This window comes from Delftia sp. RIT313 (genome assembly GCF_000632165.1).
Lineage (GTDB): Bacteria > Pseudomonadota > Gammaproteobacteria > Burkholderiales > Burkholderiaceae_C > Comamonas > Comamonas acidovorans.
In genome coordinates this window covers 130811-153293 of record NZ_JFYT01000002.1, presented here as the reverse complement: position 1 = coordinate 153293, position 22483 = coordinate 130811, and the positions used below count along the sequence as shown (strand labels likewise).

At 67.9% G+C, this 22483-nt stretch carries 18 protein-coding genes; 10 read left to right on the top strand and 8 right to left on the bottom strand.

The features are described from left to right. Window positions 1-219: 219 nt before the first annotated feature. Window positions 220-906 carry a DUF3334 family protein gene (locus tag BW39_RS02525; RefSeq protein WP_012204543.1) on the bottom strand — a complete coding sequence of 229 codons (687 nt, stop codon included), beginning with the start codon at window positions 904-906 and terminating at the stop codon, window positions 220-222. A 139-nt stretch (window positions 907-1045) separates the two neighbouring features. Here BW39_RS02525 and BW39_RS02520 point away from each other — a divergent pair, with 139 nt between their 5' ends. Then, window positions 1046-1684 (top strand): ParB-like protein, encoded by a 639-nt coding sequence (locus tag BW39_RS02520; protein WP_043819503.1) that lies wholly within the window; start codon window positions 1046-1048, stop codon window positions 1682-1684. Beyond that, complete coding sequence (locus BW39_RS02515; RefSeq protein WP_043819501.1) at window positions 1684-3309, top strand: SulP family inorganic anion transporter; 1626 nt, start codon at window positions 1684-1686, stop codon at window positions 3307-3309. The genes BW39_RS02520 and BW39_RS02515 overlap by 1 nt, the downstream gene beginning before the upstream one ends. Before the next feature lie 21 nt (window positions 3310-3330). Here the strand turns inward: BW39_RS02515 and BW39_RS02510 are convergent, their stop codons facing one another. Further along, entirely contained in the window at window positions 3331-4317 is a 987-nt protein-coding gene (locus BW39_RS02510) for a LacI family DNA-binding transcriptional regulator (protein ID WP_043819498.1), read from the bottom strand. Window positions 4318-4452: 135 nt separating this feature from the next. Here BW39_RS02510 and ptsP point away from each other — a divergent pair, with 135 nt between their 5' ends. The 3 genes from ptsP to BW39_RS02495 are packed head-to-tail and all read left to right on the top strand — an operon-like array spanning window position 4453 to window position 9733. Further along, the gene (ptsP, locus tag BW39_RS02505) at window positions 4453-6996 is read left to right on the top strand and encodes a phosphoenolpyruvate--protein phosphotransferase (protein ID WP_043819495.1); all 2544 of its coding nucleotides are present in this window, start codon (window positions 4453-4455) and stop codon (window positions 6994-6996) included. After that, window positions 6993-7958: a 1-phosphofructokinase family hexose kinase gene (locus tag BW39_RS02500; protein WP_043819494.1), complete on the top strand. Its 966-nt coding sequence runs from the start codon at window positions 6993-6995 to the stop codon at window positions 7956-7958. Before ptsP ends, BW39_RS02500 begins: the two co-directional genes overlap by 4 nt. Before the next feature lie 23 nt (window positions 7959-7981). Beyond that, complete coding sequence (locus tag BW39_RS02495) at window positions 7982-9733, top strand: PTS fructose transporter subunit IIC (RefSeq protein WP_043819492.1); 1752 nt, start codon at window positions 7982-7984, stop codon at window positions 9731-9733. Between the two features lie 45 nt (window positions 9734-9778). Here BW39_RS02495 and proX read toward each other — a convergent pair whose 3' ends face one another. The 4 genes from proX to BW39_RS02475 form a co-directional block, all read right to left on the bottom strand. Beyond that, window positions 9779-10825 (bottom strand): glycine betaine/L-proline ABC transporter substrate-binding protein ProX, encoded by a 1047-nt coding sequence (gene proX, locus BW39_RS02490; RefSeq protein ID WP_043819489.1) that lies wholly within the window; start codon window positions 10823-10825, stop codon window positions 9779-9781. Window positions 10826-10935: 110 nt separating this feature from the next. Then, entirely contained in the window at window positions 10936-12135 is a 1200-nt protein-coding gene (proW, locus tag BW39_RS02485; protein ID WP_043819486.1) for a glycine betaine/L-proline ABC transporter permease ProW, read from the bottom strand. Beyond that, window positions 12132-13454 (bottom strand): glycine betaine/L-proline ABC transporter ATP-binding protein ProV, encoded by a 1323-nt coding sequence (proV, locus tag BW39_RS02480; RefSeq protein WP_141834109.1) that lies wholly within the window; start codon window positions 13452-13454, stop codon window positions 12132-12134. The genes proW and proV overlap by 4 nt, the downstream gene beginning before the upstream one ends. A 743-nt stretch (window positions 13455-14197) precedes the next feature. After that, a complete protein-coding gene (locus BW39_RS02475) occupies window positions 14198-14806 on the bottom strand; it encodes a TIGR00645 family protein (protein WP_012204594.1) in 609 nt (202 codons plus the stop codon). A gap of 231 nt (window positions 14807-15037) precedes the next feature. Here BW39_RS02475 and acs point away from each other — a divergent pair, with 231 nt between their 5' ends. Beyond that, the gene (gene acs, locus BW39_RS02470) at window positions 15038-17038 is read left to right on the top strand and encodes an acetate--CoA ligase (protein ID WP_043819480.1); all 2001 of its coding nucleotides are present in this window, start codon (window positions 15038-15040) and stop codon (window positions 17036-17038) included. A gap of 175 nt (window positions 17039-17213) precedes the next feature. Further along, window positions 17214-17696, top strand: coding sequence for a hypothetical protein (locus BW39_RS02465; RefSeq protein ID WP_013803246.1), 483 nt, complete (start codon window positions 17214-17216; stop codon window positions 17694-17696). A gap of 103 nt (window positions 17697-17799) precedes the next feature. Here the strand turns inward: BW39_RS02465 and BW39_RS02460 are convergent, their stop codons facing one another. After that, complete coding sequence (locus tag BW39_RS02460) at window positions 17800-18105, bottom strand: c-type cytochrome (protein ID WP_034398318.1); 306 nt, start codon at window positions 18103-18105, stop codon at window positions 17800-17802. 106 nt (window positions 18106-18211) lie between these two features. Between BW39_RS02460 and BW39_RS02455 the strand changes: the two genes are divergently transcribed. Together BW39_RS02455 and ilvD are read left to right on the top strand one after the other, a co-directional pair. Then, on the top strand, window positions 18212-18460 hold the full coding sequence (locus BW39_RS02455; RefSeq protein ID WP_013803244.1) for a TIGR04438 family Trp-rich protein: 249 nt from the start codon (window positions 18212-18214) through the stop codon (window positions 18458-18460). Window positions 18461-18649: 189 nt separating this feature from the next. Continuing rightward, complete coding sequence (gene ilvD / locus BW39_RS02450; protein WP_043819478.1) at window positions 18650-20509, top strand: dihydroxy-acid dehydratase; 1860 nt, start codon at window positions 18650-18652, stop codon at window positions 20507-20509. Window positions 20510-20847: 338 nt separating this feature from the next. Here the strand turns inward: ilvD and bfr are convergent, their stop codons facing one another. Then, window positions 20848-21324: a bacterioferritin gene (gene bfr, locus BW39_RS02445; protein ID WP_013803242.1), complete on the bottom strand. Its 477-nt coding sequence runs from the start codon at window positions 21322-21324 to the stop codon at window positions 20848-20850. Window positions 21325-21588: 264 nt separating this feature from the next. Between bfr and BW39_RS02440 the strand changes: the two genes are divergently transcribed. Beyond that, window positions 21589-22428: a p-hydroxycinnamoyl CoA hydratase/lyase gene (locus BW39_RS02440; protein ID WP_043819474.1), complete on the top strand. Its 840-nt coding sequence runs from the start codon at window positions 21589-21591 to the stop codon at window positions 22426-22428. Window positions 22429-22483 lie beyond the last annotated feature (55 nt).

Genomic DNA, 22483 nt, shown 5'->3' with positions numbered 1-22483 from the left:
CATGAAATGCCTTTGCACGGCGGCGGGGTCGGCCTGCGTGGGCGGGAAGGGGGCGGAAGGGGACGACATCGGGTGATATTCAAATAGTTGGCATCCCAATTATCTGCATATCAACGATGTCGTTTGCGGGGCCGCCCTGATACATCCGCATGCACCAGGGTCTTGCCCGCGTTGCCGGGGCCGTATGCGGGGCTGTATGCCGGAGCCGTGTGCCGGCAGTTACATGCCCAGCGACTTGAGCAGTTCGTCGGTGTCGGTGCTGGCGGCCGGCGCGGGCGCTGCGGCCGGGGCGCTGGCGGCGGTCTGGGCCATGAGCGCATCGGGATCGGGGCGCTCCTGGGGCTCGAAGTCCACGACCTTGATGAACTCGGTTCGGTCCATGGCCAGTTCGAGATAGAAGATGTTGTTGTTGCCCGTGTAGAAGGTCACGCGGCGCGCCTCGGGGGAGTCGAGGTTGGCGTCCACGCTGAGGTTGACCTGCTTGTTCAGGCGGATCATCTTGGGCTGGCTCTGGGTGATGTAGGTCTGAAGCTCGCGCTGGACCTTGCTGGTGAAGTCGCCCACCACCTGGTTCATTAGCTCGCCCATGACGTTGCTGACATCGTCCGAGGTATAGGAGGTGGCCAGGTCGTCCTCGCCCATGCCCATGCTCAGCATGTAGCTGCGGTACAGCTCCATGGCGGCGGCGGCCGAGAAATTGATGATCACCAGGCCCGAGAAGCCGCCGTCCACCAGGACAAAGCAGCCGATGTCGGGCTTGAGGCTGGTCTTGGTGATGCGTTGCACCATGCCCGAATACTGGATCTGGCACTGCGTGGCCACCTGGAGCACGCGCGAGACGGAGTTGCAGAGGCTGATCAGCACGTCTTCCGTGCCATGGACGATGGGATGTTGGGGCTGGTTCATGAGGTCAACGGGACAAAATTGTGAGCGATTATGGGTGCAAGTCCGTTGTTGCGACCATTTGTAACTCCGAAGGCGTATTCTGGATGTCGGACCGGGCAGCCCGCCGGGTCCGCACCTTTGATGCAACGGAGGTTGGACGATGAGAGCACAGCAGCATCTGACCCGGGTTCCGCTGGACGCACTGCGTCCCACGCAGATGACCATAGGCGCCGCCGAAGTGCAGACCAAGCGCGCCCAGTGGAGCCGCCTCAAGCGCAAGGAGCGCGAAGGCCTTCTGGCCTCGCACTGGTTTCCGGCCGTGCTGGGGCCGCGTGGCCTGCACTACATCGTTGACCACCACCACCTGGGGCTGGCGCTGACGCAAGAGTCCGTGGAGCAGGTCTGGGTCATGCAGCTGGCCGATTTCAGCGAGGCCGATCCGCTGATGTTCTGGCGCCTGATGGAGTTCCACCAATGGGCCCATCCGTATGACGAGCGCGGCCGCCGATGCGACTGGGCCAAGCTGCCCGAGCAGCTGGACCGCCTGCGCGACGACCCCTACCGCAGCCTGGCCGGCGCCGTGCGCAAGGCCGGTGGCTATGCCAAGGACACGGCGCCTTTCGTCGAATTCCTCTGGGCCGATTTTTTCCGCACGCGCTTTGCACCCAAGGACCTGCGCAGTGGCAAGAGCGATGTCGCCTTGCCCGATCAGGCCTTGCATGAGGCCCTGGGCCTGGCGCACGGCGCCGAGGCGCGCTACCTGCCGGGCTGGTCCGGCGTCGTTGCTCCGCAATCCTGATGCGTGCGCCTGGCCTGCCTGCCTTGGCCGATTGGGGCGCCGGCCTGTCCATCGCCGGCCTGCTGCTGCCCGAGGCCGTGGCCTATTCCGGCATCGCCGGCCTGCCGCCGCAGGCCGGGGTGATTGCGCTGTTCGCCGGGCTGCTGGCCTATGGCCTGCTGGGGACCAGCCGCTTCGCCATCGTCTCGGCCACATCCTCCTCTGCCGCCGTGCTGCTGGCGGCCACGGCGTCCATGGCCGGCACCTCGCCGCAGCAGCGCATGCTGCTGGGCGTGGGCATCGTGCTGCTGACGGGCCTGTTCTTCGTGGTGGCGGGGCTGGCGCGGCTGGGCGCCGTGTCCAACTTCATCGCCAAGCCCGTGCTGCGCGGCTTTGCGCTGGGGCTGGCGCTGACCATCGTGGTCAAGCAGATCCCGCATGCCGTCGCCTTCCAGCCCGTGCATGGCGATCTGCCGCGCTTTGTCTGGGAGCTGCTGGCCGGCTGGCGGCACTGGAATGGAGCGGGCCTGGCCATGGCCGTTGCGGCGTTGCTGCTGATGCGTGCGCTGGCCCGCTGGCGTGGCCTGCCTGCGGCCTTGCTGGTGATTGCGGCCGGCATTGCGCTGGATGCGGGCGGCTGGTGCGCGCGCTGGGGCATTGCGGCCGTGGGGCCGATACGGCTGGATTTCTCCAACCCCGGCATTCCCTCGCTGTCGCGCGCCGAATGGCTGCGCCTGGGCGAGCTGGCCTTTGCGATGGCGCTCATCCTCTATGCCGAGTCTTATGGCTCCATCCGCAGCTTTGCGCTGCGCCACGGCGACCGCATCGATGCCAACCGCGACCTGATGGCGCTGGGCGCGGCCAACCTGCTGTCGGGCGTGTTCCATGGCATGCCCGTGGGCGCGGGCTACTCGGCCACCTCGGCCAACGAGGTGGCGGGCGCGCAAAGCCGCGCTGCAGGCCTGGTGGCCTGCGCCGTGGTGGGCCTGGCCGTCTGGCTGCTGCTGCCCTGGATAGAGCGCACGCCGCAGCCGCTGCTGGCCGCCATCGTCATCCACGCTGTGGGCCACACGCTGAACCCTGCCGCGCTGCGCCCTTACTTCGCCTGGCGGCGGGATCGGTTGATCGTTGTTCTTTCCTTCTTTGCCGTGCTGGCGCTGGGCGTGCTCGACGGGTTGCTGCTGGCCATCGCGGCCAGCCTGCTCATGCTGCTGCAAACGCTGTCGCGCTCGCATGTGAGCTGGCTGGGCAGGCTGGGGGACACGCATGACTTTGTCGATGCCGCACGCCACCCCGACGCGGTGGTGCCGGCCGGCCTGCTGATCGCGCGGCCCGAGGCGCCGCTGTTCTTCGGCAATGCCGACCCGGTGTTTGCGGCCATCCGGGAGCGGCTGCAATCCCTGCCTTCGCCCCGCGGCGTGGTGCTGAGCCTGGAAGATTCGGCCGATCTGGATGCCACCAGTGTCGAGGCGCTGTGCGACTTCGCGGCCCAGTTGCGGCAACTGGGCGTGCCGCTGGCCCTGGCCCGCGTCAAGGACCCCGTGCGCGACCTGCTGGCGCGCGTGGGCAATCCGGCCTTGCCGCGCGCCAGCTATGCGGGCTGGAGCGTGGACGACGCCGTGCGCCAGTTGCAGATCCCTGCGTGATCCCCGCCCCGGCGCAGCGCCTCAGCCCGCCGCCTGGGTGGACTCGCGCACGATGCAGCGCCCCTGCATGATCACCTTGCGCAGCGGCAGGTCGGGCGTGTGCAGCCGCTCCATGAGCAGGCCGAATGCGGCGCGGCCCATGGCCTCCACCGGCTGCTCGATCACGGTGATGGCGGGGGCCACCAGTTCTGTCCAGCGCTCGTTGTCGAAACCGGCAAGCGCCACATCGCCGGGGATGCGCAGGCCTGCGGCGCGTATCGCGCGCAGGCAGCCTTCCAGCAGCAGGCTGTTGCTGGCCACGAAGGCGTCAGGCCGCTGCGGCTGGCGCAGCCATTGCGCGACCTCGGCCTCGGCGGCATCGCTGGTCGGGGGCAATTGGCGCAAGTCGGGCGCCAGGCCCGCATCGTGCATGGCGGCCAGATAGCCGTCGCAGCGCTCGCGCGCCGTGCTGCTGGTGCTGCCGAAGACGCCTGCAATGCGGCGGCGGCCCTGGTCCACCAGATGCCTGACCAGGGTGGCGCAGGCCTGGGCGTTGTCCAGCACCACGCTGTCATGGCAGGCCGGGGCGCCCGCCCGGTCCACCAGGACGACGGGGAACTCCAGCTGCATGCGCTCGAGCTTGTGCAGGCTGGCCTGGGTGGGCGCAAAGATCAGTCCCGCGATGCGCTCTTCCTGCATGAGCTGCAGGTACATGGCTTCGCGCTGCGGGTCTTCGTCGGTATTGCACAACAGCACGCGCCGGCCCTGGCGATAGGCCTCGGCCTCGACCGCGCGGATCAGGGCCGTGAAAAACGGGTTGCGTATGTCGGCCACCAGCACGCCCATGGGCCCTGCGTCGCGCGCGCGCAGCCGGCGCGCCATCAGATTGGGCCGGTAACCCGTGGCCTGCACGGCGGCCGCGACCCGCGCCCGGACCTCCTCGCTCACCGAGCCGCCCGCCAGCGCGCGCGATACCGTCGATTTGGAAACCCCGGCCGCACGGGCCACATCGTTGATGCTGATGCTCAATGCAATCGTTCCCGTTGGTTGTGGTGTGCCGCAGAGGATAACTCCAAAGAAATGCCGAGTTATGGCCGGATTATGGCCGGGTTATGTTGCAGTGCAGATTGACTGATGGTTGGGAACGTTCCCACAATCCGCGCCATGATCAATGCCCATTCATCCCTCCCGGCGGTTGCACCCACCGCTCCTGCGGGCCTGCAGATCGCCGTGCGCCTGGACGCCAGGGTGCGCGACAAGGCCGACGCCATTGCCCAGGTGGCCCGGCTGCTCCAGGACCTTGGCTGCGTGGCCCCTGGCTATGCCACCGGCATGCAGGCGCGCGAGGCCCAGGCCGAAACCTTTCTGGGCCACGGCGTGGCCATTCCCCACGGCCGCGCCGAAGACCGGGCCCTGGTGCTGCGCGACGCGGTGGCCGTGCTCCAGGTGCGCGAGGGCCTGGATTGGAATGCCGGCCAGAACGTGCATCTGGTCGTGGCGGTGGCGGCACGCTCCGATGCCCACATCACCTTGCTGCGCCGCCTGGCCGGCCTGCTGCAGACACCCCGGCTGCAGGCGCTGTTCACCACCGGCGATGCGCAGCAGGTCATTGATGTGCTCCAGGGGCAGGCGGACCCGGCGCCGCCTGCCGCCCGCCCGGCGGCAGTGGATCTGGCCGAGGCGCGCGAATGGACCATTGCCTATCCCAACGGCCTGCATGCGCGGCCTGCCACGCGCTGGGCGGAGGCGGCGCGCGGCTTTGCCTCGCGCATCCAGGTGCGCCATGGCGGCGAGGTGGCCGATGCGCGGCAGATGGCCAGCCTGCTGCAGCTGGGACTGCGCGAAGGCGACAAGGTCACCGTCTCGGCAGAGGGGCCCGATGCCAGGGCCGCGGTCCAGCGCCTGTGTGCCGTGGCCCAGGCCCTGGTGGCCCAGGAACGTGCCGATGCCGACGCCGCTGCGCGCAAGGCGGCCGAATCGCCCGCCACGGGCTGGCTGCCGCCGCTGGCGCGGCCTGCCTTTGTGGGCCTGGGCGCCAGCCCGGGGCTGGCCGTGGCCCGCATCCACCAGTGGCGTGTGGAGGCCGCCGAGATCCCCGACCTGCCCGAGCCGCTCAGCGTGTGCGGTGCGCGGCTGCATGCGGCGCTGGCCGAGACACAGGGCCAGCTGCGCGCCCTGCATGACGACACTCGCCGCCGCCTGGGCGAAGGCGATGCGGCCATCTTCAGCGCGCAGGCCGAGTGGCTGGGCGACACCGGACTCATCACGCGCGCCTGCCAGTTCATGGTCCAGGGCCACGGCGTGGCCTGGGCCTGGGACCGCGCCGTGGAGGAGGGGGCTGCCCGTCTCCAGGCGCTGGACAACCCTGCGCTGGCCGCGCGTGCCGCCGATCTGCGCGACGTGGGCCGGCGCGTGCTGGTGCAACTGCAGCCCTCGCTGGCAGCGGCGGGACCGGATGGCCTGCCCGACAGCGGCTGCATCCTGGTCGCGGCCGATCTTTCGCCCTCGGAAACCGCCCGGCTGGACACGGCGCGTGTGGCCGCGCTGGTCACGGCGCAGGGCAGTCCCACCTCGCACACGGCCATACTCGCGCGCACGCTGGGGCTGCCGGCCGCCGTGGCGGCAGGCGGCGGCGTGCTGGGCATGGCCGATGGGGCCCTGGCCATCGTCGATGGCGCCAATGGCCGCATCTACCTTGATTCCTCGGAGCAGGACCTGGCTTCGGCGCGTGCCCACATGGCCGAGCAGCGGGCGCTGCAGGAACGCGTGGCCGCGCAGCGCAGCCTGCCTGCCATCACCACCGATGGCGTGCGCATCGAAGTCTGCGCCAACGTCAACCTGCCCGAGCAGGTGCCGCTGGCCCTGTCCCAGGGCGCCGAGGGCGTGGGCCTGATGCGCACGGAATTCCTGTTCCTGGAGCGCGGCAGCACGCCCGGCGAGGACGAGCAGTACAAAACCTACTGCGCCATGGCGCAGGCGCTGGAGGGCCGGCCGCTGATCGTTCGCGCGCTGGACATCGGCGGCGACAAGCAGGTCGCCCACCTGGAGCTGCCGCGCGAGGACAACCCCTTCCTGGGCGTGCGCGGCGCGCGGCTGCTGCTGCGCCGCCCCGACCTGCTGGAGCCCCAGATGCGCGCCCTGTACCGGGCGGCCCGCGATGGCGCAAGGCTGTCCGTGATGTTTCCCATGGTCACCAGCGTGCAGGAGCTGCTGGCGCTGCGCGCGGCCTGCGAACGGCTGCGTGCCGAACTGGACGCCCCGGTCCTGCCGCTGGGCATCATGATCGAGGTGCCCGCCGCCGCCGTGCAGGCCGACGCACTGGCCCGCCATGCGGACTTCTTCTCCATAGGCACCAACGACCTGACCCAGTACGTGCTGGCCATGGACCGCCAGAACCCGCAGCTGGCGGCCGAGGCCGACAGCCTGCATCCGGCCGTGCTGCGGATGGTGCGCGCCACCGTTCAGGGCGCTGCCACCCGCGCGCGCCCCGTGGGCGTCTGTGGCGGACTGGCCGGCGACCCGTTCGGTGCGCTGCTGCTGGCCGGGCTGGGGGTGGGCGAGCTGTCCATGACGCCCAACGACATCGCCGGTGTCAAGGCCGGCCTGCGCGCGGCCAGCCTGCGGCAGTTGCAGGCGCTCGCAGACAGGGCGCTCGGCTGCGAGGATGCCGCGCAGGTGCGGGCACTGGCCAAGGAGGTGACGGCATGAACGCCCCGCAAGCCATCACCGTGACCCTGAACCCGGCCATAGACCAGCTTGTGACCCTGGATGCGCTGCTGCCCGGCCAGGTGCAGCGCGCATTGGGCAGCGTGCAGGCGCCGGGCGGCAAGGGCATCAATGTTGCCGCCGCCTTGGCGGGCCTGGGCGTTTCCACGGCCGCGCTGGGCGTGCTGGGCAGTGACAACGCCGGCATGTTCGAGGCCTTGTTCGCCCAGCGCGGCATTGCCGACGCCTGCCTGCGCGTGCCGGGCCAGACGCGCACCAACATCAAGCTGGTGGCCGACGGCGGGCGCCAGACCACGGACATCAACCTGCCGGGCCTGGTGTTGACCGAAGCGCATCTGCACGCCGTCATGGCCGCGCTGGCCCGGTATCTGCGGCCCGGCCTGGCCGTGGTGCTTTCGGGCAGCCTGCCGGCCGGCCTGCCTGCGGACAGCTGGGTCCGGCTCCAGGCCCAGGCCGTGGCCGCCGGCGCCGACGTGCTGCTGGACACCAGCGAGGCCCCCCTGGCCGCCGCCCTGGCGACGGCCCCCCATGCGGCCATGCCCTGGGCCATCAAGCCCAACCGGGAGGAGTTGCAGGCCGCCACAGGCCAGCGCCTGGACGGCCGCGATGCGCTTCTGGCCGCCGCGCGCCGCCTGCTGGACAGAGGGCTGGGGCTGGCCGTGGTGTCCATGGGCGAGGAGGGCGCGCTGTTCGCCACCGTGCAAGGCGCGGTGATTGCGCGGCCGCCGCAGCGGGCGCGCGGCAGCTCCGTGGGCGCGGGCGATGCCATGGTCGCGGGCATGGTGGCCGCGCGGCTGCGCGGACTGGATCTGGCGGACACCGCACGCCTGTCCACGGCCAGCGCGCTGGCCTGGCTGCAGGCCGCGCCCGCGCGCGAAGTCGATGCCAACCGCGTCCAGGCCCTGGCCGCCAGCGTGCTGCTGGAGCCATGCCAGTGGCCGTGATCCCCCATTCTTCAGGAGCTCTCATGAACCCTCTTTTTGTGGTGATCGCAGCCGCCGGGCACGACGCCGAAGCGCTGCTGGCCGCCGAAGCCCTGCGCCATGCGGCCGGACAGCGGCCCTTGGCCGTGGAAGTGCGCGCCAGCGGCGGTGTGATCGGGCTGCATGCAGCCGATGCCGCCGCGCAGGCCGGGCAATTGCTGATCGTGGGGGATGCCGGCACCGATGACGATGCAGATACCGACGCCGATGCCTCCCGCTTCGTGCTCGCCGCCGTCGAGCGCTGCAGCCTGCGCGAGGCGCTCGACGATCCGGCCGGCGTGCTTGCGCGCTGCGCTGCCGCCAGTCCCGCAGCTCAGCGCATGGGCGAGAGCCTGGGCAAGCGCATGGGCAAGCGGATCGTGGCCGTCACCTCCTGCCCCACGGGCATCGCCCATACCTTCATGGCGGCCGAGGGCCTGCAGCGCGGCGCGGCGGCGCTGGGCCACGCCATGCGCGTGGAGACGCAAGGCTCGGTGGGCGCGCTCGATGCGCTGACGCCGCAGGAGATTGCCGAGGCCGACCTGGTCATCATCGCCGCCGACCGCGAGGTCGATCTTTCGCGCTTCGCGGGCAAGCCGCTGCTGCGCAGCGGCACCAAGCCGGCCATACGCGACGGCTCGGGGCTGATCACCCGGGCGCTGGCCGAAGCCACCGTGCATGGTGCCGCCGTAGGCGCTGCTGCAGGCGGCGCCGCGCCCACGCCGGCCCGGACCCAGGGCGGTGCCTATCGCCACCTGATGACCGGCGTGTCCTTCATGCTGCCCTTCGTCACGGCGGGCGGCATTCTGATCGCCATGGCCTTTGCGCTGGGCGGCATCTATGTCCATGACGATGCGCACCAGGGCACGCTGGGCTGGACGCTGTTCCAGATCGGCGCCAAGGGCGGCTTTGCGCTGATGGTGCCGGCGCTGGCCGGCTATATCGCCTATTCCATTGCCGACCGGCCCGGCATTGCGCCGGGCATGATCGGCGGGATGATCGCGTCCAGCATGGGGGCGGGGTTCATCGGCGGCATTGCGGCCGGCTTCATCGCCGGCTATGCCGTGGCCTTCATGGCGGCGCACATCCGGCTGCCGCAGGCGCTCAAGGGCCTGCTGCCCATGCTGATCCTGCCTGTGCTGGGCAGCCTGTTCACGGGGCTGCTGATGTTCTATCTGGTCGGTGCGCCCGTGGCCGAGCTGCTGCAGTGGCTGAGCGCCTGGCTGCGCGGCATGCAGGGTGCCAGTGCCTTGCTGCTGGGCCTGTTGCTGGGCGCGATGATGGCCTTTGACATGGGCGGGCCGGTGAACAAGGCCGCCTATGCGTTTTCCACGGGAATGATCGCGAGCCAGGTCTACACGCCCATGGCTGCGGCCATGATCGCCGGCATGACGCCGCCGCTGGGGCTGGCCCTGGCCACGCGCCTGTTCGCCGACCGCTTCACGCGCGAGGAGCGCGGCAGCGCCGCCTCGGCCGGCGTGCTGGGCCTGGCCTTTGTCACCGAAGGGGCCATTCCCTACGCGGCGCGCGATCCGCTGCGCACGATTCCGGCCCTGGTGCTGGGCTCGGCCGTGGCCGGCGCCGTGTCCATGCTGGCGGGTGTGGAGCTGAAGGTGCCGCATGGCGGCATCTTCGTCGCGCCCATACCCAACGCCGTGACCCACGTGGCCATGTATGCGGTGGCGCTGGTGGCGGGCGTGGTGGTCACGGCCATCGCCCTGCGCATGTTCAAAAGGCCCGCCGAAGCGGGCCTTTGAAGCAGGAAGCCGGGGGAACGCCTGGAGCGGCTCCCCCCGCAGCGTTCAGCGGGCTGCGGCGCGGGCCTGTTCCAGCCAGCCGTCGAAGGTCTTCTGGTGGGCCTTGATCCAGCCGTCCACATGGCGGTTGATGTCCGAGGGCTTGTTCTGGCCCTGGCTCATCATGTGGTTCTGCGCGCTGATATCGCTCACGGGCAGCTGCATCAGCTCGAACAGCTTGCCGGCGTCGGGATGCTTGTCGGTGAAGGCCTTGTTGGCCACGATCTGCTGCTTGTTCACCACGAAGCCGTAGTTCTTGCCGTTGGGCAGCTTGGTATCGAACTTGGCCTGCTCGCCGGGCAGCGAGGAGAAGGGCACCTCCAGCCACACCACGTCCTTGCCGGGCTTGAGCACGTTGCTCACCCAGTAGGGCGTCCAGGTGTAGTAGAGGATGGGCTTGCCGGCCTTGTAGCGCGAGATGGTGTCGGCGATCAGCGCCGAGTACGTGCCCTGCTTGTGGGTCACGGTGTCGCGCAGCTTGTAGGCCGTCAGGTGGTGCTCGATCACGGCCTCGCAGCCCCAGCCCGGCGTGCAGCCGGTGAGGTCGGCCTTGCCGTCGCCGTCCGAGTCGAACAGCTTGGCGATCTTGGGGTCCTTCAACTGGCCGATATTGGTGATCTTGTATTCGTCGGCCGTCTTCTTGTCGATCAGATAGCCCTGGGCCGCGTTGTCCGAGTACACGCCCTTGCGGAACAGCTTGGCGTCGCCGCCCGCGTTCTTGTAGTAGTCGGCGTGCAGCGGGTTCCAGTGCGTGGCCAGGAAAGTTGCATCGCCATTGGCAATCGCCACGTGGGCCGTGGGGTACTCGACTTCCTGGAAGGGCTGCACGTCGTAGCCCAGCTTCTCCAGGGCCTTCATGACGATCAGGGTCTGGAAGCTCTCTTCGGCGATGGAGCTCTTGAGCGGCGACACCTTCACGCCCTTGCCGGGCTGGTCGCTGGCGGCCGATGCGCCTGCGCAGGCCAGTGCGATGCCGGCAGCCATCGTGGCGGTGCGCAGCCAGTGGCTGGCAGCGGCAGTTGGCAGTCGATTGTGGTTCAGGGCTTGGTTCATCCTCGGGTTCCTCCGTTGTGTGATGAAAGGGGAGTGGGCGGCCAGCGTGGCTGGCCGCTTTTCGGGAAGGCGGCGCGGCAGTGGGCCCATCCGCGCCGCAGTGAAGGCATTCAGCTGGTGCTGCCGCGATGGACCGGCTTGTTGCCGGCGCCCAGCAGGCGGGCGATGCAGCCGGCGGGGCCGCTGTGCCACCAGCGCGCACCGCCACGGGTCGTCTGCCCCATGGCCTGGGTGATGCGGTCCAGCACGATGGCCAGCAGCACGATGCCCAGTCCGCCCACGGTGGCCAGGCCCATGTCCAGGCGGCCGATGCCGCGCAGCACCATCTGGCCCAGGCCGCCCACGGCGATCATGGAAGCGATCACCACCATGGACAGCGACAGCATCAGCGCCTGGTTCACGCCGGCCATGATGGATGGCATGGCCAGCGGCAGCTGCACCTTCCACAGCAACTGCCAGGGCGATGCGCCATAGGCGCGGCTGGCCTCGATCAGGTCGGGGCGCACCTGGCGGATGCCCAGGTTGGTCAGTCGGATCAGCGGCGGCAGCGCGAAGATGATGGTCACGATCACGCCGGGCACGTTGCCGATGCCGAACAGCATCACCACGGGCACCAGGTAGACGAAGGCCGGCGTGGTCTGCATGGCGTCGAGCAGCGGGCGTGTCCAGCGCTGCGCACGGTCGCTGGAGGCCAGCAAAATCCCCGCGGGCAGGCCGATGACCATGCAGAACACCAGCGAGGTCAGCACCAGGGACAGCGTCACCATGGCCTCGGGCCAGATGCCCAGCATGGCGACCACCACCAGCGAGACGGCGGCACCAATGGCCATGGCGCGGCCCGCGAACTGCCAGGCCACCAGGGTCAGGATCAGGATCAGCAGCGGCCAGGGCAGGGCCAGCATGGCATCGGTGATGCCCGACAGCGTGCCGTCGATGGGCGTGCGCACGGCCTGGAAGAAGGGGCGGAAATGGTGGACCACCCATTCCAGGCCGCTGTTGATCCAGCCCTGCACGGGCAGGCCGTCGGTGGTCAATTGGTGCCAGAGGCTGGCATGGGCGTCGTCAGGAACGCCCGAGCCGGCCGAGGCGCCCAGCCAGTCACCGCCTGCGGCATCACCGCCGCTGGCGGCGCCCCAGGGATCGGCCGAGGCATCGGGCGCCGGCGTGGCGGCGGTTGTCCAGGGATCGGCGCTTGCAGAGGCAGCAGACGCTGAGGAATCGGTGGAAGCAGGGGCTGCGCTCGCATCGGCCCAGGGATCGGTGGCGGCGGCGGCGGTGTTCGGGTTCAGGCTGTTGGTTGCATCGCTCATGCGGCATCTCCTTGTCGTTGTTCAATCGGCTCCACGGTCGGCGCGACGGTGGGGGCGTTGGAGGCCGGGAAATGCGGGTTGAGCGTGACCGGCGGCACGATCTCCTGCGGCGGCGGCACGGGCGGCGTGTCGCGGTCCAGGAAGCGCAGCATGGTGGTGCGGCTGACCACGCCCATGAACTGGCCGTCGTCGCTGGTCACCGGCAGCGCGCAGGGCGCGGCGGCCACGGGGCCGAACAGCTCGGCCACCGGCGTGCCTGCGGACAGCGGCTCGACGTTGGGCAGGAAGGCGTGGCTCAGGCCCAGCATGCCCGGGCGGCCATGCAGTGCGTCGCGCAGCGACTGCGAGGACACCACGCCCAGGAAGCGGCGGCGCGCGTTGACCACATAGGCGTAGTCGCGGTCGGAGTCTTCCAGCAGGCGCTGGGCTGCGCGGCAGCCGCGGTCGCTGTGCTCGGACACCACGGTCAGCGCCTGGCGCGCGATGTCGCCGGCCTTGAAGACCGAGGCTGCATCCACGCCGCGCACGAAGCTGCGCACATAGTCGTCGGCGGGGCTGCGCAGGATCTCGTCGGGCGTGCCGACCTGGATCACCTGGCCGTCCTTCATGATGGCGATGCGGTCGCCGATGCGCATGGCCTCGTCCAGGTCATGCGAGATGAAGACGATGGTGCGGCGCTGGATCTGCTGCAGGCGCAGCAGCTCGGACTGCATCTCGGTGCGGATGATGGGGTCCAGGGCCGAGAAGGCCTCGTCCATCAGCAGGATGGACGGATCGGACGCCAGCGCCCGGGCCAGGCCCACGCGCTGCTGCATGCCGCCCGACAGCTCGTCGGGGTAGCTGGCGCCCCAGGCGCCCAGGCCCACCTGCTCCAGCGCGGCCTGGGCCTGTGTCTGGCGCTCGGCCTTGTCGGCGCCGGCCAGCTCCAGGCCGAAGGCCGTGTTGTCCAGCACCGTCATGTGCGGCATCAGCGCAAAGGACTGGAACACCATGGAGATGTCCTTGCGGCGCAGCGCACGCAGATCGCGCTCGCTCAGGGCATTGATGTCCTGGCCATCGACCACGATGCGCCCGGCCGTGGGCTCGATGAGGCGGTTGAGCATGCGCACCAGGGTGGACTTGCCCGAGCCCGACAGGCCCATGACGACGAAGATCTCGCCGGCCTCGATGGTGAAATTGGCGTCGAACACGCCGATGGACTGGCCCGTGCGCTCCAGGATCTCCTGTTTGCTCAGGCCCTGTTGGACGAGGTCGAGTGCGGTCTTGGGGTCGTCCCCGAACACCTTGAACACATGATCGATGATGATCTGCTTGGCCACTGTGGCGTTCTCCTTTTGGGTGAGATGGAACACAGTCCAGCGTCCTCGACGGGCGAAGACGCTGGCGCGCAAGCCAAAAATGAAGCCCTGATGCCGTTCGCTGCAGAGGACTGCCGTCCCCCGTTGCTGGGATTCAAACAGGTGCGAAAGCACCCGAGGCGGCTCGGATGGCACGCGAAGCGGTGCGCAAGAGCCAGAAGTCGAGAGCAGCCGGCGTCGAGGCGCGCGGTGTCTCAGTCGGGCATCGTGGCTGAAGATCAGCCAGCGCGATGCCCCACAACATCAGGACCGAGTTTCGGCCCGGTTGACGGGGCTGTGCCGGGAGCACAACGATCCGCCGGGGTGTATCGGCAGGCCGTGAAGACGGTGCCGATGACCTGCTTGGCAGGTTGTAAAGAAGCCGAAATTATATAAAACAGGTTTTACTGCGTCAAAACGCATGAGCCGAAGAAGGCCTGTTTTGGGCTGTTTCAAGCCCTTGGGGGCTGCAATCCGGCCAGTATTTGCTCACTTAATGAGAGCATTGAAACCATGATTCGCAAGGCATATGCTGTCATCGATGAATAAAATCGGTCAAGCGTCAGCTTGAGGAAAGCTTCAGGCCCGATCTGCGGCAAAAAGCGTGCCCGGCGCGCTGGCCGGCCGGGCGCTGGCAGGTGACCGACCCGTTGCCTGCGCCCGCCCATGAAAAAAGCCCCGCAGCGGCTGGCGCTGCGGGGCTTCGGTGCGGGATGCCGACTGGCTCAGTGGTTGCTGGCCGTGCTGTTGATCAGTTTGTCGGTGTAGGCGATGGCCAGGGCGCTGGCCAGGAAGGTGACGTGGATGATGGTCTGCCACATCAGCACCTTGACGTCGTAGCTGCCTGCGTTGATGAAGGTCTTGAGCAGGTGGATGGAGCTGATGCCGATGATGGACAGGGCCAGCTTGACCTTGAGGATGGAGGCGTTCACGTGGCCCAGCCACTCGGGCTGGTCGGGGTGGCTGTCCAGGCCCAGGCGGCTGACGAAGGTCTCGTAGCCGCCCACGATGACCATGATCAGCAGGTTGGAGATCATCACCACGTCGATCAGCGCCAGGACCACCAGCATGATGATGGTCTCGTTGAGCGCGCCGATGGGTGCATCGTGCTTGTAGCCGATGCTGGTGATCAGGGCCTGCAGCGCTTCCTGGTTGCCGAAGGCGGCCTCGATCAGGTGCCACAACTCGAGCAGGAAGTGCCAGACGTAGACGCCCTGGGCGGCGATCAGGCCCAGGTACAGCGGCAGCTGCAGCCAGCGGCTGGCGAAGATCAGGGAAGGCAGGGGACGCAGGGGGGAGCCGGGGGCTCGATTGGAGTTTTGCTGGCGGGCCATGGTGGTCGGTCGCGCTTGTCTGGTGTGGGAGCGTGGATGGGAGGGGACAATGGCCGTGGAAAACGGGCGCGCGATTTTAGCGGCGAAACAGGCCATTGCCAGTGACAGCCGGGAACTGCGGGGAATCCCCAGGTAGACGCGCCCAAGGGGGTTTCAGTCAGTGGCATGTAAGACCGGCCCCCGACAGTCACACCACAATTTTTATTTGGCCAGCCCAGGAGACAAGCAAGCATGAGCACCGCAACAGCATCCCCCATTGAATCGGTACTGGTGGAGAACCGGGTCTTCCCGCCGCCGGCAGACTTTGCCGCCAAGGCCCGCATCTCCGGAATGGAGCAGTACAAGGCGCTGTGCGCCGAGGCAGAGAACGATTACCAGGGCTTCTGGGCCCGCCTGGCGCGCGAGAACGTGGTCTGGTCCAAGCCCTTCACCCAGGTGCTGGACGACAGCAATCCCCCGTTCTTCCGCTGGTTCGCCGACGGCGAACTCAACGCCAGCGCCAACTGCCTGGACAAGCACATGGGCACGGACGTCGAGCACAAGACGGCCATCATCTTCGAGGCCGATGGCGGCGAGGTCACCAAGGTCAGCTACCGCGAACTGCTGGAGCGCGTCTCGCAGTTCGCCAACGCGCTCAAGGCCCAGGGCGTGCAAAAGGGCGACCGCGTCCTGATCTACATGCCCATGACCATCGAGGGCGTGATCGCCATGCAGGCCTGCGCGCGCATCGGCGCCACGCACAGCGTGGTGTTCGGCGGCTTCTCGGCCAAGGCGGTGCAGGAGCGCATCGTGGACGTGGGCGCCGTGGCCGTGATCACCGCCAACTACCAGATGCGCGGCGGCAAGGAGCTGCCGCTCAAGGCCATCGTGGACGATGCGCTGGCGCTGGGCGGCTGCGAGGCCGTGCGCCATGTCTTCGTCTACGAGCGCACGGCCACGGCCTGTGCCATGACGGCAGGCCGCGACAAGACCTTCGGCGAGATCCTGGCCGGCCAGAGCACCGAGTGCGCGCCCGTGGCCGTGGATTCCGAGCACCCGCTGTTCATCCTCTACACCAGCGGCTCCACGGGCAAGCCCAAGGGCGTGCAGCACTGCACGGGCGGCTATGTGCTGTGGGCCAAGCAGACCATGGAGTGGACCTTCGACCTCAAGTCCAGCGACGTATTCTGGTGCACGGCCGACATCGGCTGGATCACGGGCCACACCTACGTGGCCTACGGCCCGCTGGCCGCTGGCGCCACGCAGATCGTGTTCGAGGGCGTGCCCACCTTCCCCAACGCGGGCCGCTTCTGGCAGATGATCGAGCGCCACGGCTGCACCATCTTCTACACGGCGCCCACGGCCATCCGCTCGCTGATCAAGGCCGCCGACGGCGATGCCGCCGTGCATCCGAAGAACTCGGACCTGTCCAGCCTGCGCCTGCTGGGCAGCGTGGGAGAGCCCATCAATCCCGAGGCCTGGATGTGGTACCACCGCAATGTGGGCGGCGAGCGCTGCCCCATCGTGGACACTTTCTGGCAGACCGAAAACGGCGGCCACGTGATCGCTCCCATGCCGGGCGCCACGCCGCTGGTGCCGGGCTCGTGCACGCTGCCGCTGCCGGGCATCATGGCCGCCATCGTCGACGAGACCGGCCATGAACTGCCCAACGGCGCAGGCGGCCTGCTGGTGGTCACCAAGCCCTGGCCCAGCATGATCCGCACCATCTGGGGCGACCCCGAGCGCTTCAAGAAGAGCTACTTCCCGGCCGAGCTGGGCGGGCAGACCTACCTGGCCGGCGACGGCGCCGTGCGCAGCGAGGACCGTGGCTACTTCCGCATCACGGGCCGCATCGACGATGTGCTCAATGTCTCGGGCCACCGCATGGGCACGATGGAGATCGAGTCGGCCCTGGTGTCCAAGACCGACCTGGTGGCCGAGGCCGCCGTGGTGGGCCGCCCCGATGACCTGACAGGCGAGGCCATCTGCGCCTTCGTGGTGCTCAAGCGCTCGCGTCCCACGGGCGAGGAGGCCAAGCAGATCGCCAAGGAGCTGCGCGACTGGGTGGCCAAGGAAATCGGCCCCATCGCCAAGCCCAAGGACATCCGCTTTGGCGACAACCTGCCCAAGACGCGCAGCGGCAAGATCATGCGCCGCCTGCTGCGCTCGATTGCCAAGGGCGAGGCCATCACCCAGGACACGAGCACGCTGGAGAACCCGGCCATCCTCGACCAGTTGGCCGAGACGAACTGAGGGCGGACACGCCCGCCATGAAGAACCGGAGCACAGGCTCCGGTTTTTTCTTGGCTGGACTGCGGGCGGCGCGCTGTCTTGCAGTCCTATTTTGTGTGGGCCGACAGCTCAGGCATGATGGCTGCAGTACAACCGAAGCTGTTGTTTTCACCACTGCCGAGGGAGGCGTTGCACCATGAATCTGAGAACCCTGTCGCTGCTGATCACCGTGGCCCTGATTGCGCTGCTGGCGGCATTCAACTGGAACACGCTGGCCGCGCCTTCCGTCGTGTCGCTGGGCGTGACCGAAGTCCAGGCGCCGCTGGGCGTGCTGATGCTGGCGCTGACCTGCCTGCTGGGCGTGTTCTTCGTCGCCTATGTGCTGTGGCTGCAGGGCTCGGTACTGATGGAGGCGCGCCGCCACGCCAAGGAAATGCAGGCCCAGCGTGACCTGGCCGACAAGGCCGAGGCTTCGCGTTTCACCGAGCTGCGCACCGTGCTGGAGGACCTGCATGCGCGTGACAAGGAAGTGCTGATGGCGCGGCTGGACGGGCTGGAGGCGCACCTGGTGCAGCGTGCCCAGGAGTCGGACAACAGCACGGCCGCCTATGTGGGGCAGCTGGAGCAGCAGGTTCGCCTGTACCAGCAGCCCGGCGCAGGCGCACCGGACTACAGGTAGGCGGCCCCCGCCCGGATTCACGGGAGGACCATGAAAAAAACCGCGCGACTTGCGTTGCGCGGTTTTTTTCGTTGCGGGCCCCGAGGCGGGAGGCCGGCGGAACTTACTTCAGCGACAGCACCCAGGCGGCCAGCTTCTTGGCGTCGGCATCGTTGACCTGGGGGTTGGCGGGCATGGGAACCGGACCCCAGACGCCGCTGCCGCCCTTCATGATCTTGGCAGCCAGCTTGTCCACCGCGTCCTTCTGGCCTGCGTACTTGGAGGCCACATCCTTATAGGACGGGCCCACCAGCTTCTTGTCCACGGCGTGGCAGGCCATGCAGTTCTTGGAGGCGGCAAGAGCCTGGTCGGCCATGGCGGGAGCCACGGTGACGACGGTCAAGGCCAATGCGATCAATGTCTGCTTCATCATGAGTTCCTGGGGGTTGTCGGGAATAATTATGCGAAACATTGTAGTGGGCGCGCATGCCTGATGCGTTACCTCGTGTGAAGCACCGTCTGGTGAAGGAGAAGTTATGTATCTGTTGGGAATCGCGGTCCTGCTCACCCTGCTGAAGTTGGCCGATATCGAGCCTGTGGCCTCCTGGTCCTGGTACGTCATCCTGGGCGCCTATGGCGTGACGGCAGCCTGGTGGGCCTGGGCCGACACCTCTGGCTACACCAAGCGGCGCGCGGCCGACAAGATCGAGCAGCGGCGCTTGAAGCGCATCGAAAAGAACAAGGAAGCCATGGGCACGGGCACGCGCTCGCGTTCGCGCCGCTGAGGAGCCTTGAACGGCGGCGCAGGCTTCGCGGCAGGCGATGCCTGGGGTCTGCAAAGGGGCGGCCCATGCCGGCCGAGGCATTCCTGTGCCCCAGCGGTGCGGCGGGCGCTGCGCCATAATCTTCGCCCAGACCCTGGCCTTCCCCACAGGACCAGGGATGGACCGAGACGACAGACAACTGGATTCCCCATGCCCGCATACCGTTCCAAGACTTCCACCGGCGGCCGCAACATGGCCGGTGCGCGCGCCCTGTGGCGTGCCACCGGCATGAAGGATGGCGACTTCGACAAGCCCATCATCGCCATCGCCAACTCCTTCACGCAGTTCGTTCCGGGCCACGTCCACCTCAAGGACCTGGGCCAGCTGGTGGCGCGCGAGATCGAGGCCGCAGGCGGCGTGGCCAAGGAATTCAACACCATTGCCGTGGACGACGGCATCGCCATGGGCCACGACGGCATGCTGTATTCGCTGCCCAGCCGCGACATCATCGCGGACTCGGTGGAGTACATGGTCAACGCCCACTGCGCCGACGCGCTGGTGTGCATCTCCAACTGCGACAAGATCACCCCCGGCATGCTGATGGCCGCCATGCGGCTGAACATTCCGGTGATCTTCGTCTCCGGCGGCCCCATGGAAGCGGGCAAGACCAAGCTGGCCAATCCCAACACGCACAAGCTGGAGTTCAAGAAGCTGGACCTGGTCGATGCCATGGTGATCGCGGCCGACTCCAACTACACCGATGAGCAGGTCGCCCAGGTCGAGCGCTCGGCCTGCCCCACCTGCGGTTCCTGCTCGGGCATGTTCACCGCCAACTCCATGAACTGCCTGACCGAGGCGCTGGGCCTGTCCCTGCCCGGCAACGGCACGGTGCTGGCCACGCATGCCGACCGCGAGGAACTGTTCAAGCGCGCCGGCCGCCGCATCGTCGAACTGGCCCGCGAGTACTACGAGCAGGAAGACGCCTCCGTGCTGCCGCGCTCCGTGGGCTTCAAGGCCTTCGAGAACGCGATGACGCTGGACATCGCCATGGGCGGCTCCACCAACACCATCCTGCACCTGCTGGCCATTGCCCGTGAAGCCGAGATCGACTTCACCATGGCCGACATCGACCGCCTCTCGCGCTCCGTGCCCCAGCTGTGCAAGGTGGCGCCCAACACGCAGAAATACCACATCGAGGATGTGCACCGTGCCGGCGGCATCTTCGCCATCCTCGGCGAGCTGGCCCGCGCCGGCAAGCTGCACACCGACGTGCCCACCGTGCACGCCAAGACCCTGGGCGAAGGCCTGGCGCAGTGGGACATCACCACCACCCAGGACGAGGCCGTCAGGCACTTCTACCTGGCAGGCCCGGCCGGCATTCCCACCCAGGTGGCCTTCAGCCAGAACACGCGCTGGCCCAGCCTGGACCTGGACCGTGCAGAAGGCTGCATCCGCTCCTACGAGCACGCTTTCTCCAAGGAAGGCGGCCTGGCCGTGCTGACGGGCAACATCGCCCTGGACGGCTGCGTGGTCAAGTCGGCCGGCGTGGACGAAAGCATCCATGTGTTCGAAGGCACGGCCCACGTGACCGAGTCGCAGGACGAGGCCGTGCAGAACATCCTGGACGACAAGGTCAAGGCCGGCGACATCGTCGTCGTGCGCTATGAAGGTCCCAAGGGCGGCCCCGGCATGCAGGAAATGCTCTACCCGACCAGCTACATCAAGTCCAAGGGCCTGGGCAAGGAGTGCGCACTGCTGACCGACGGACGCTTCTCGGGCGGCACCTCGGGCCTGTCCATCGGTCACTGCTCGCCGGAAGCTGCCGCTGGCGGCGCCATCGGCCTGGTGAAGAACGGCGACCGCATCCGCATCGACATTCCCAACCGCAGCATCAACGTGCTGGTCTCCGACGAGGAACTGGCCCGCCGCCGTGCCGAGCAGGATGCCAAGGGCTGGAAGCCCGCCGAGCCGCGCCCGCGCAAGGTCTCGGCCGCGCTCAAGGCCTATGCCAAGCTGGTGATGTCGGCCGACAAGGGCGCCGTGCGCGACCTGTCCCTGCTGGACGACTGACACCGCGCAGCACCGCCGCCCGGCGGTGCGCACCCGATGAAAATGAAAAGGGATGGAAGGCCTTGCGGCTTTCCATCCCTTTTTCTTTTCTCTTCTCTCAGGCCCTTGAGGGCTCTTGTTTCATCGTGGGGCGACCGGCTTGCCGTTTCATCGTGGCTGCCGGTTCGGGTTTTCATCGTGGAGCAAACAGCCCACTCTCATTTATGGGAAGTGCCTGAAAAACTGGCGCGGCCAAAACAAGGGACAGCGAGCAAGGGCCGCCCCGCCGCGAGGCTGTCGTCCCCCTCCCGCGAAGCGAGAGAGGGGGAAGGCGCGAAGCGCCTCAGGGGGAGCTTCATTCAGGCCGGCTCGCCCATCTTGCTTTGCAGGTAGTTGGGCAGGCCTATTTTTTCAATCAGGCCCAGTTGCTTCTCCAGCCAGTAGGCGTGGTCTTCCTCGGTATCGCGCAGCTGGGCCAGCAGCAGGTCGCGGCTGTTGAAGTCGCTGTGGCGCTCGCACAGGGCCATGGCCGAGCGCAGGCTGTCACGCACACGGTATTCGGTGGCCAGATCCTTGCGCAGCATCTCTTCGACGGTCTCGCCGGGCGTGAACTCGTGCGGGCGCATGTCGGGGCGGCCGCCCAGGAACAGGATGCGGCGCAGGATGGCGTCGGCGTGCTGGGTTTCCTCTTCCATCTCATGGCCGATGCGCTCGAACAGGCGCAGCAGGCCCTGGTCTTCGTACTGGCGCGAGTGGATGAAGTACTGGTCGCGCGCGGCAAGCTCGCCGCGCAGCAACTCTATGAGGCATTCGATGACTTCTGGTTGGCCTTGCATGTTCTTCTTCTCCTGACTGTGTGAACGCCGCAAGTATCGCGTGAACCGGCCCTTGGGCCAAAGCGCGCGCTGCAATTCCCCGGGGACGGCGCATTGCATGCATGCGCGACGCAGAAGCATTCGCATCGCGGCAGGCTGGCGGGGGGGAGGGGGCTAGGGTAAACGCTGTATTGCGGGCTTCAATAATAGTTATTTATCATAACGATTATGGAGCCGAAGCATCGGTGTCCAAAACCCCATTTCCCCTTTGCACAAGGAAGCGCAATGAGCACCGAACGTACCGAAGAACAGACCGTGTCCTGCACCGTCACAGGCCGCGTGGCCTGGGTGAAATTCAACCGTCCCGAAAAGCGCAACGCCATGAGCCCCCAGCTCAACCGCCAGATGATGCGTGTGCTCGACGACCTGGAGTTCCGTGACGACGTGGGCGTGGTCGTGCTTGCAGGCGAAGGCACGGCCTGGACGGCCGGCATGGACCTGAAGGAGTACTTCCGCGAGACCGAGGCCACCGGCCTGGCCGGCACCCGCAAGGCCCAGCGCGAGAGCTATGGCTGGTGGCGCCGCCTGCGCTGGTTCCAGAAGCCGAGCATTGCCATGGTCAACGGCTGGTGCTTCGGCGGCGGCTACGGCCCCCTGTTCGCCTGCGACCTGGCCTTTGCCTCGGATGACGCCAAGTTCGGCCTGTCCGAAATCAACTGGGGCATCCTGCCCGGTGGCGGCGCCTCCAAGGTGGCGGTGGAGCTGCTGTCCTTCCGCCGTGCCATGTACCACGCCATGCTGGGCGAGAACATCGACGGCCGCACGGCCGCCGAGTGGGGCCTGGTCAACGAGTCGCTGCCGGCCGATCGCCTGCAGGCCCGCGTCACCGAAGTGGCCGAGGCCCTGCTGCAGAAGAATCCCAGCGCCCTGAAGGCCACCAAGGACGCCATCCGCCGCGTGCGCGACATGAGCTACGACAACGCCGAGGACTACCTGGTGCGTGCCCAGGAAGCCGCCAACAGCTACGACAACGAAGGCCGCAAGGAAGGCATGCGCCAGTTCCTCGACGACAAGACCTACAAGCCCGGCCTGGGCACCTACGACCTCTCGAAGCAAAAGTCCTGAAGACCCGCACATCCTGAGTGGCCGCGCCCTCGCTGCTAGGGCGCCTGCCGCCAAC

Excerpts from the sequence above, each read along its gene's own strand:
- BW39_RS02525 (WP_012204543.1), bottom strand. The coding sequence starts at position 906 with ATGAACCAGCCCCAACATCCCATCGTCCATGGCACGGAAGACGTGCTG.
- BW39_RS02520 (WP_043819503.1), top strand. The coding sequence starts at position 1,046 with ATGAGAGCACAGCAGCATCTGACCCGGGTTCCGCTGGACGCACTGCGT.
- BW39_RS02515 (WP_043819501.1), top strand. The coding sequence starts at position 1,684 with ATGCGTGCGCCTGGCCTGCCTGCCTTGGCCGATTGGGGCGCCGGCCTG.
- ptsP (WP_043819495.1), top strand. The coding sequence starts at position 4,453 with ATGATCAATGCCCATTCATCCCTCCCGGCGGTTGCACCCACCGCTCCT.
- BW39_RS02500 (WP_043819494.1), top strand. The coding sequence starts at position 6,993 with ATGAACGCCCCGCAAGCCATCACCGTGACCCTGAACCCGGCCATAGAC.
- BW39_RS02495 (WP_043819492.1), top strand. The coding sequence starts at position 7,982 with ATGAACCCTCTTTTTGTGGTGATCGCAGCCGCCGGGCACGACGCCGAA.
- proX (WP_043819489.1), bottom strand. The coding sequence starts at position 10,825 with ATGAACCAAGCCCTGAACCACAATCGACTGCCAACTGCCGCTGCCAGC.
- proW (WP_043819486.1), bottom strand. The coding sequence starts at position 12,135 with ATGAGCGATGCAACCAACAGCCTGAACCCGAACACCGCCGCCGCCGCC.
- BW39_RS02475 (WP_012204594.1), bottom strand. The coding sequence starts at position 14,806 with ATGGCCCGCCAGCAAAACTCCAATCGAGCCCCCGGCTCCCCCCTGCGT.
- acs (WP_043819480.1), top strand. The coding sequence starts at position 15,038 with ATGAGCACCGCAACAGCATCCCCCATTGAATCGGTACTGGTGGAGAAC.
- BW39_RS02465 (WP_013803246.1), top strand. The coding sequence starts at position 17,214 with ATGAATCTGAGAACCCTGTCGCTGCTGATCACCGTGGCCCTGATTGCG.
- BW39_RS02460 (WP_034398318.1), bottom strand. The coding sequence starts at position 18,105 with ATGAAGCAGACATTGATCGCATTGGCCTTGACCGTCGTCACCGTGGCT.
- BW39_RS02455 (WP_013803244.1), top strand. The coding sequence starts at position 18,212 with ATGTATCTGTTGGGAATCGCGGTCCTGCTCACCCTGCTGAAGTTGGCC.
- ilvD (WP_043819478.1), top strand. The coding sequence starts at position 18,650 with ATGCCCGCATACCGTTCCAAGACTTCCACCGGCGGCCGCAACATGGCC.
- bfr (WP_013803242.1), bottom strand. The coding sequence starts at position 21,324 with ATGCAAGGCCAACCAGAAGTCATCGAATGCCTCATAGAGTTGCTGCGC.
- BW39_RS02440 (WP_043819474.1), top strand. The coding sequence starts at position 21,589 with ATGAGCACCGAACGTACCGAAGAACAGACCGTGTCCTGCACCGTCACA.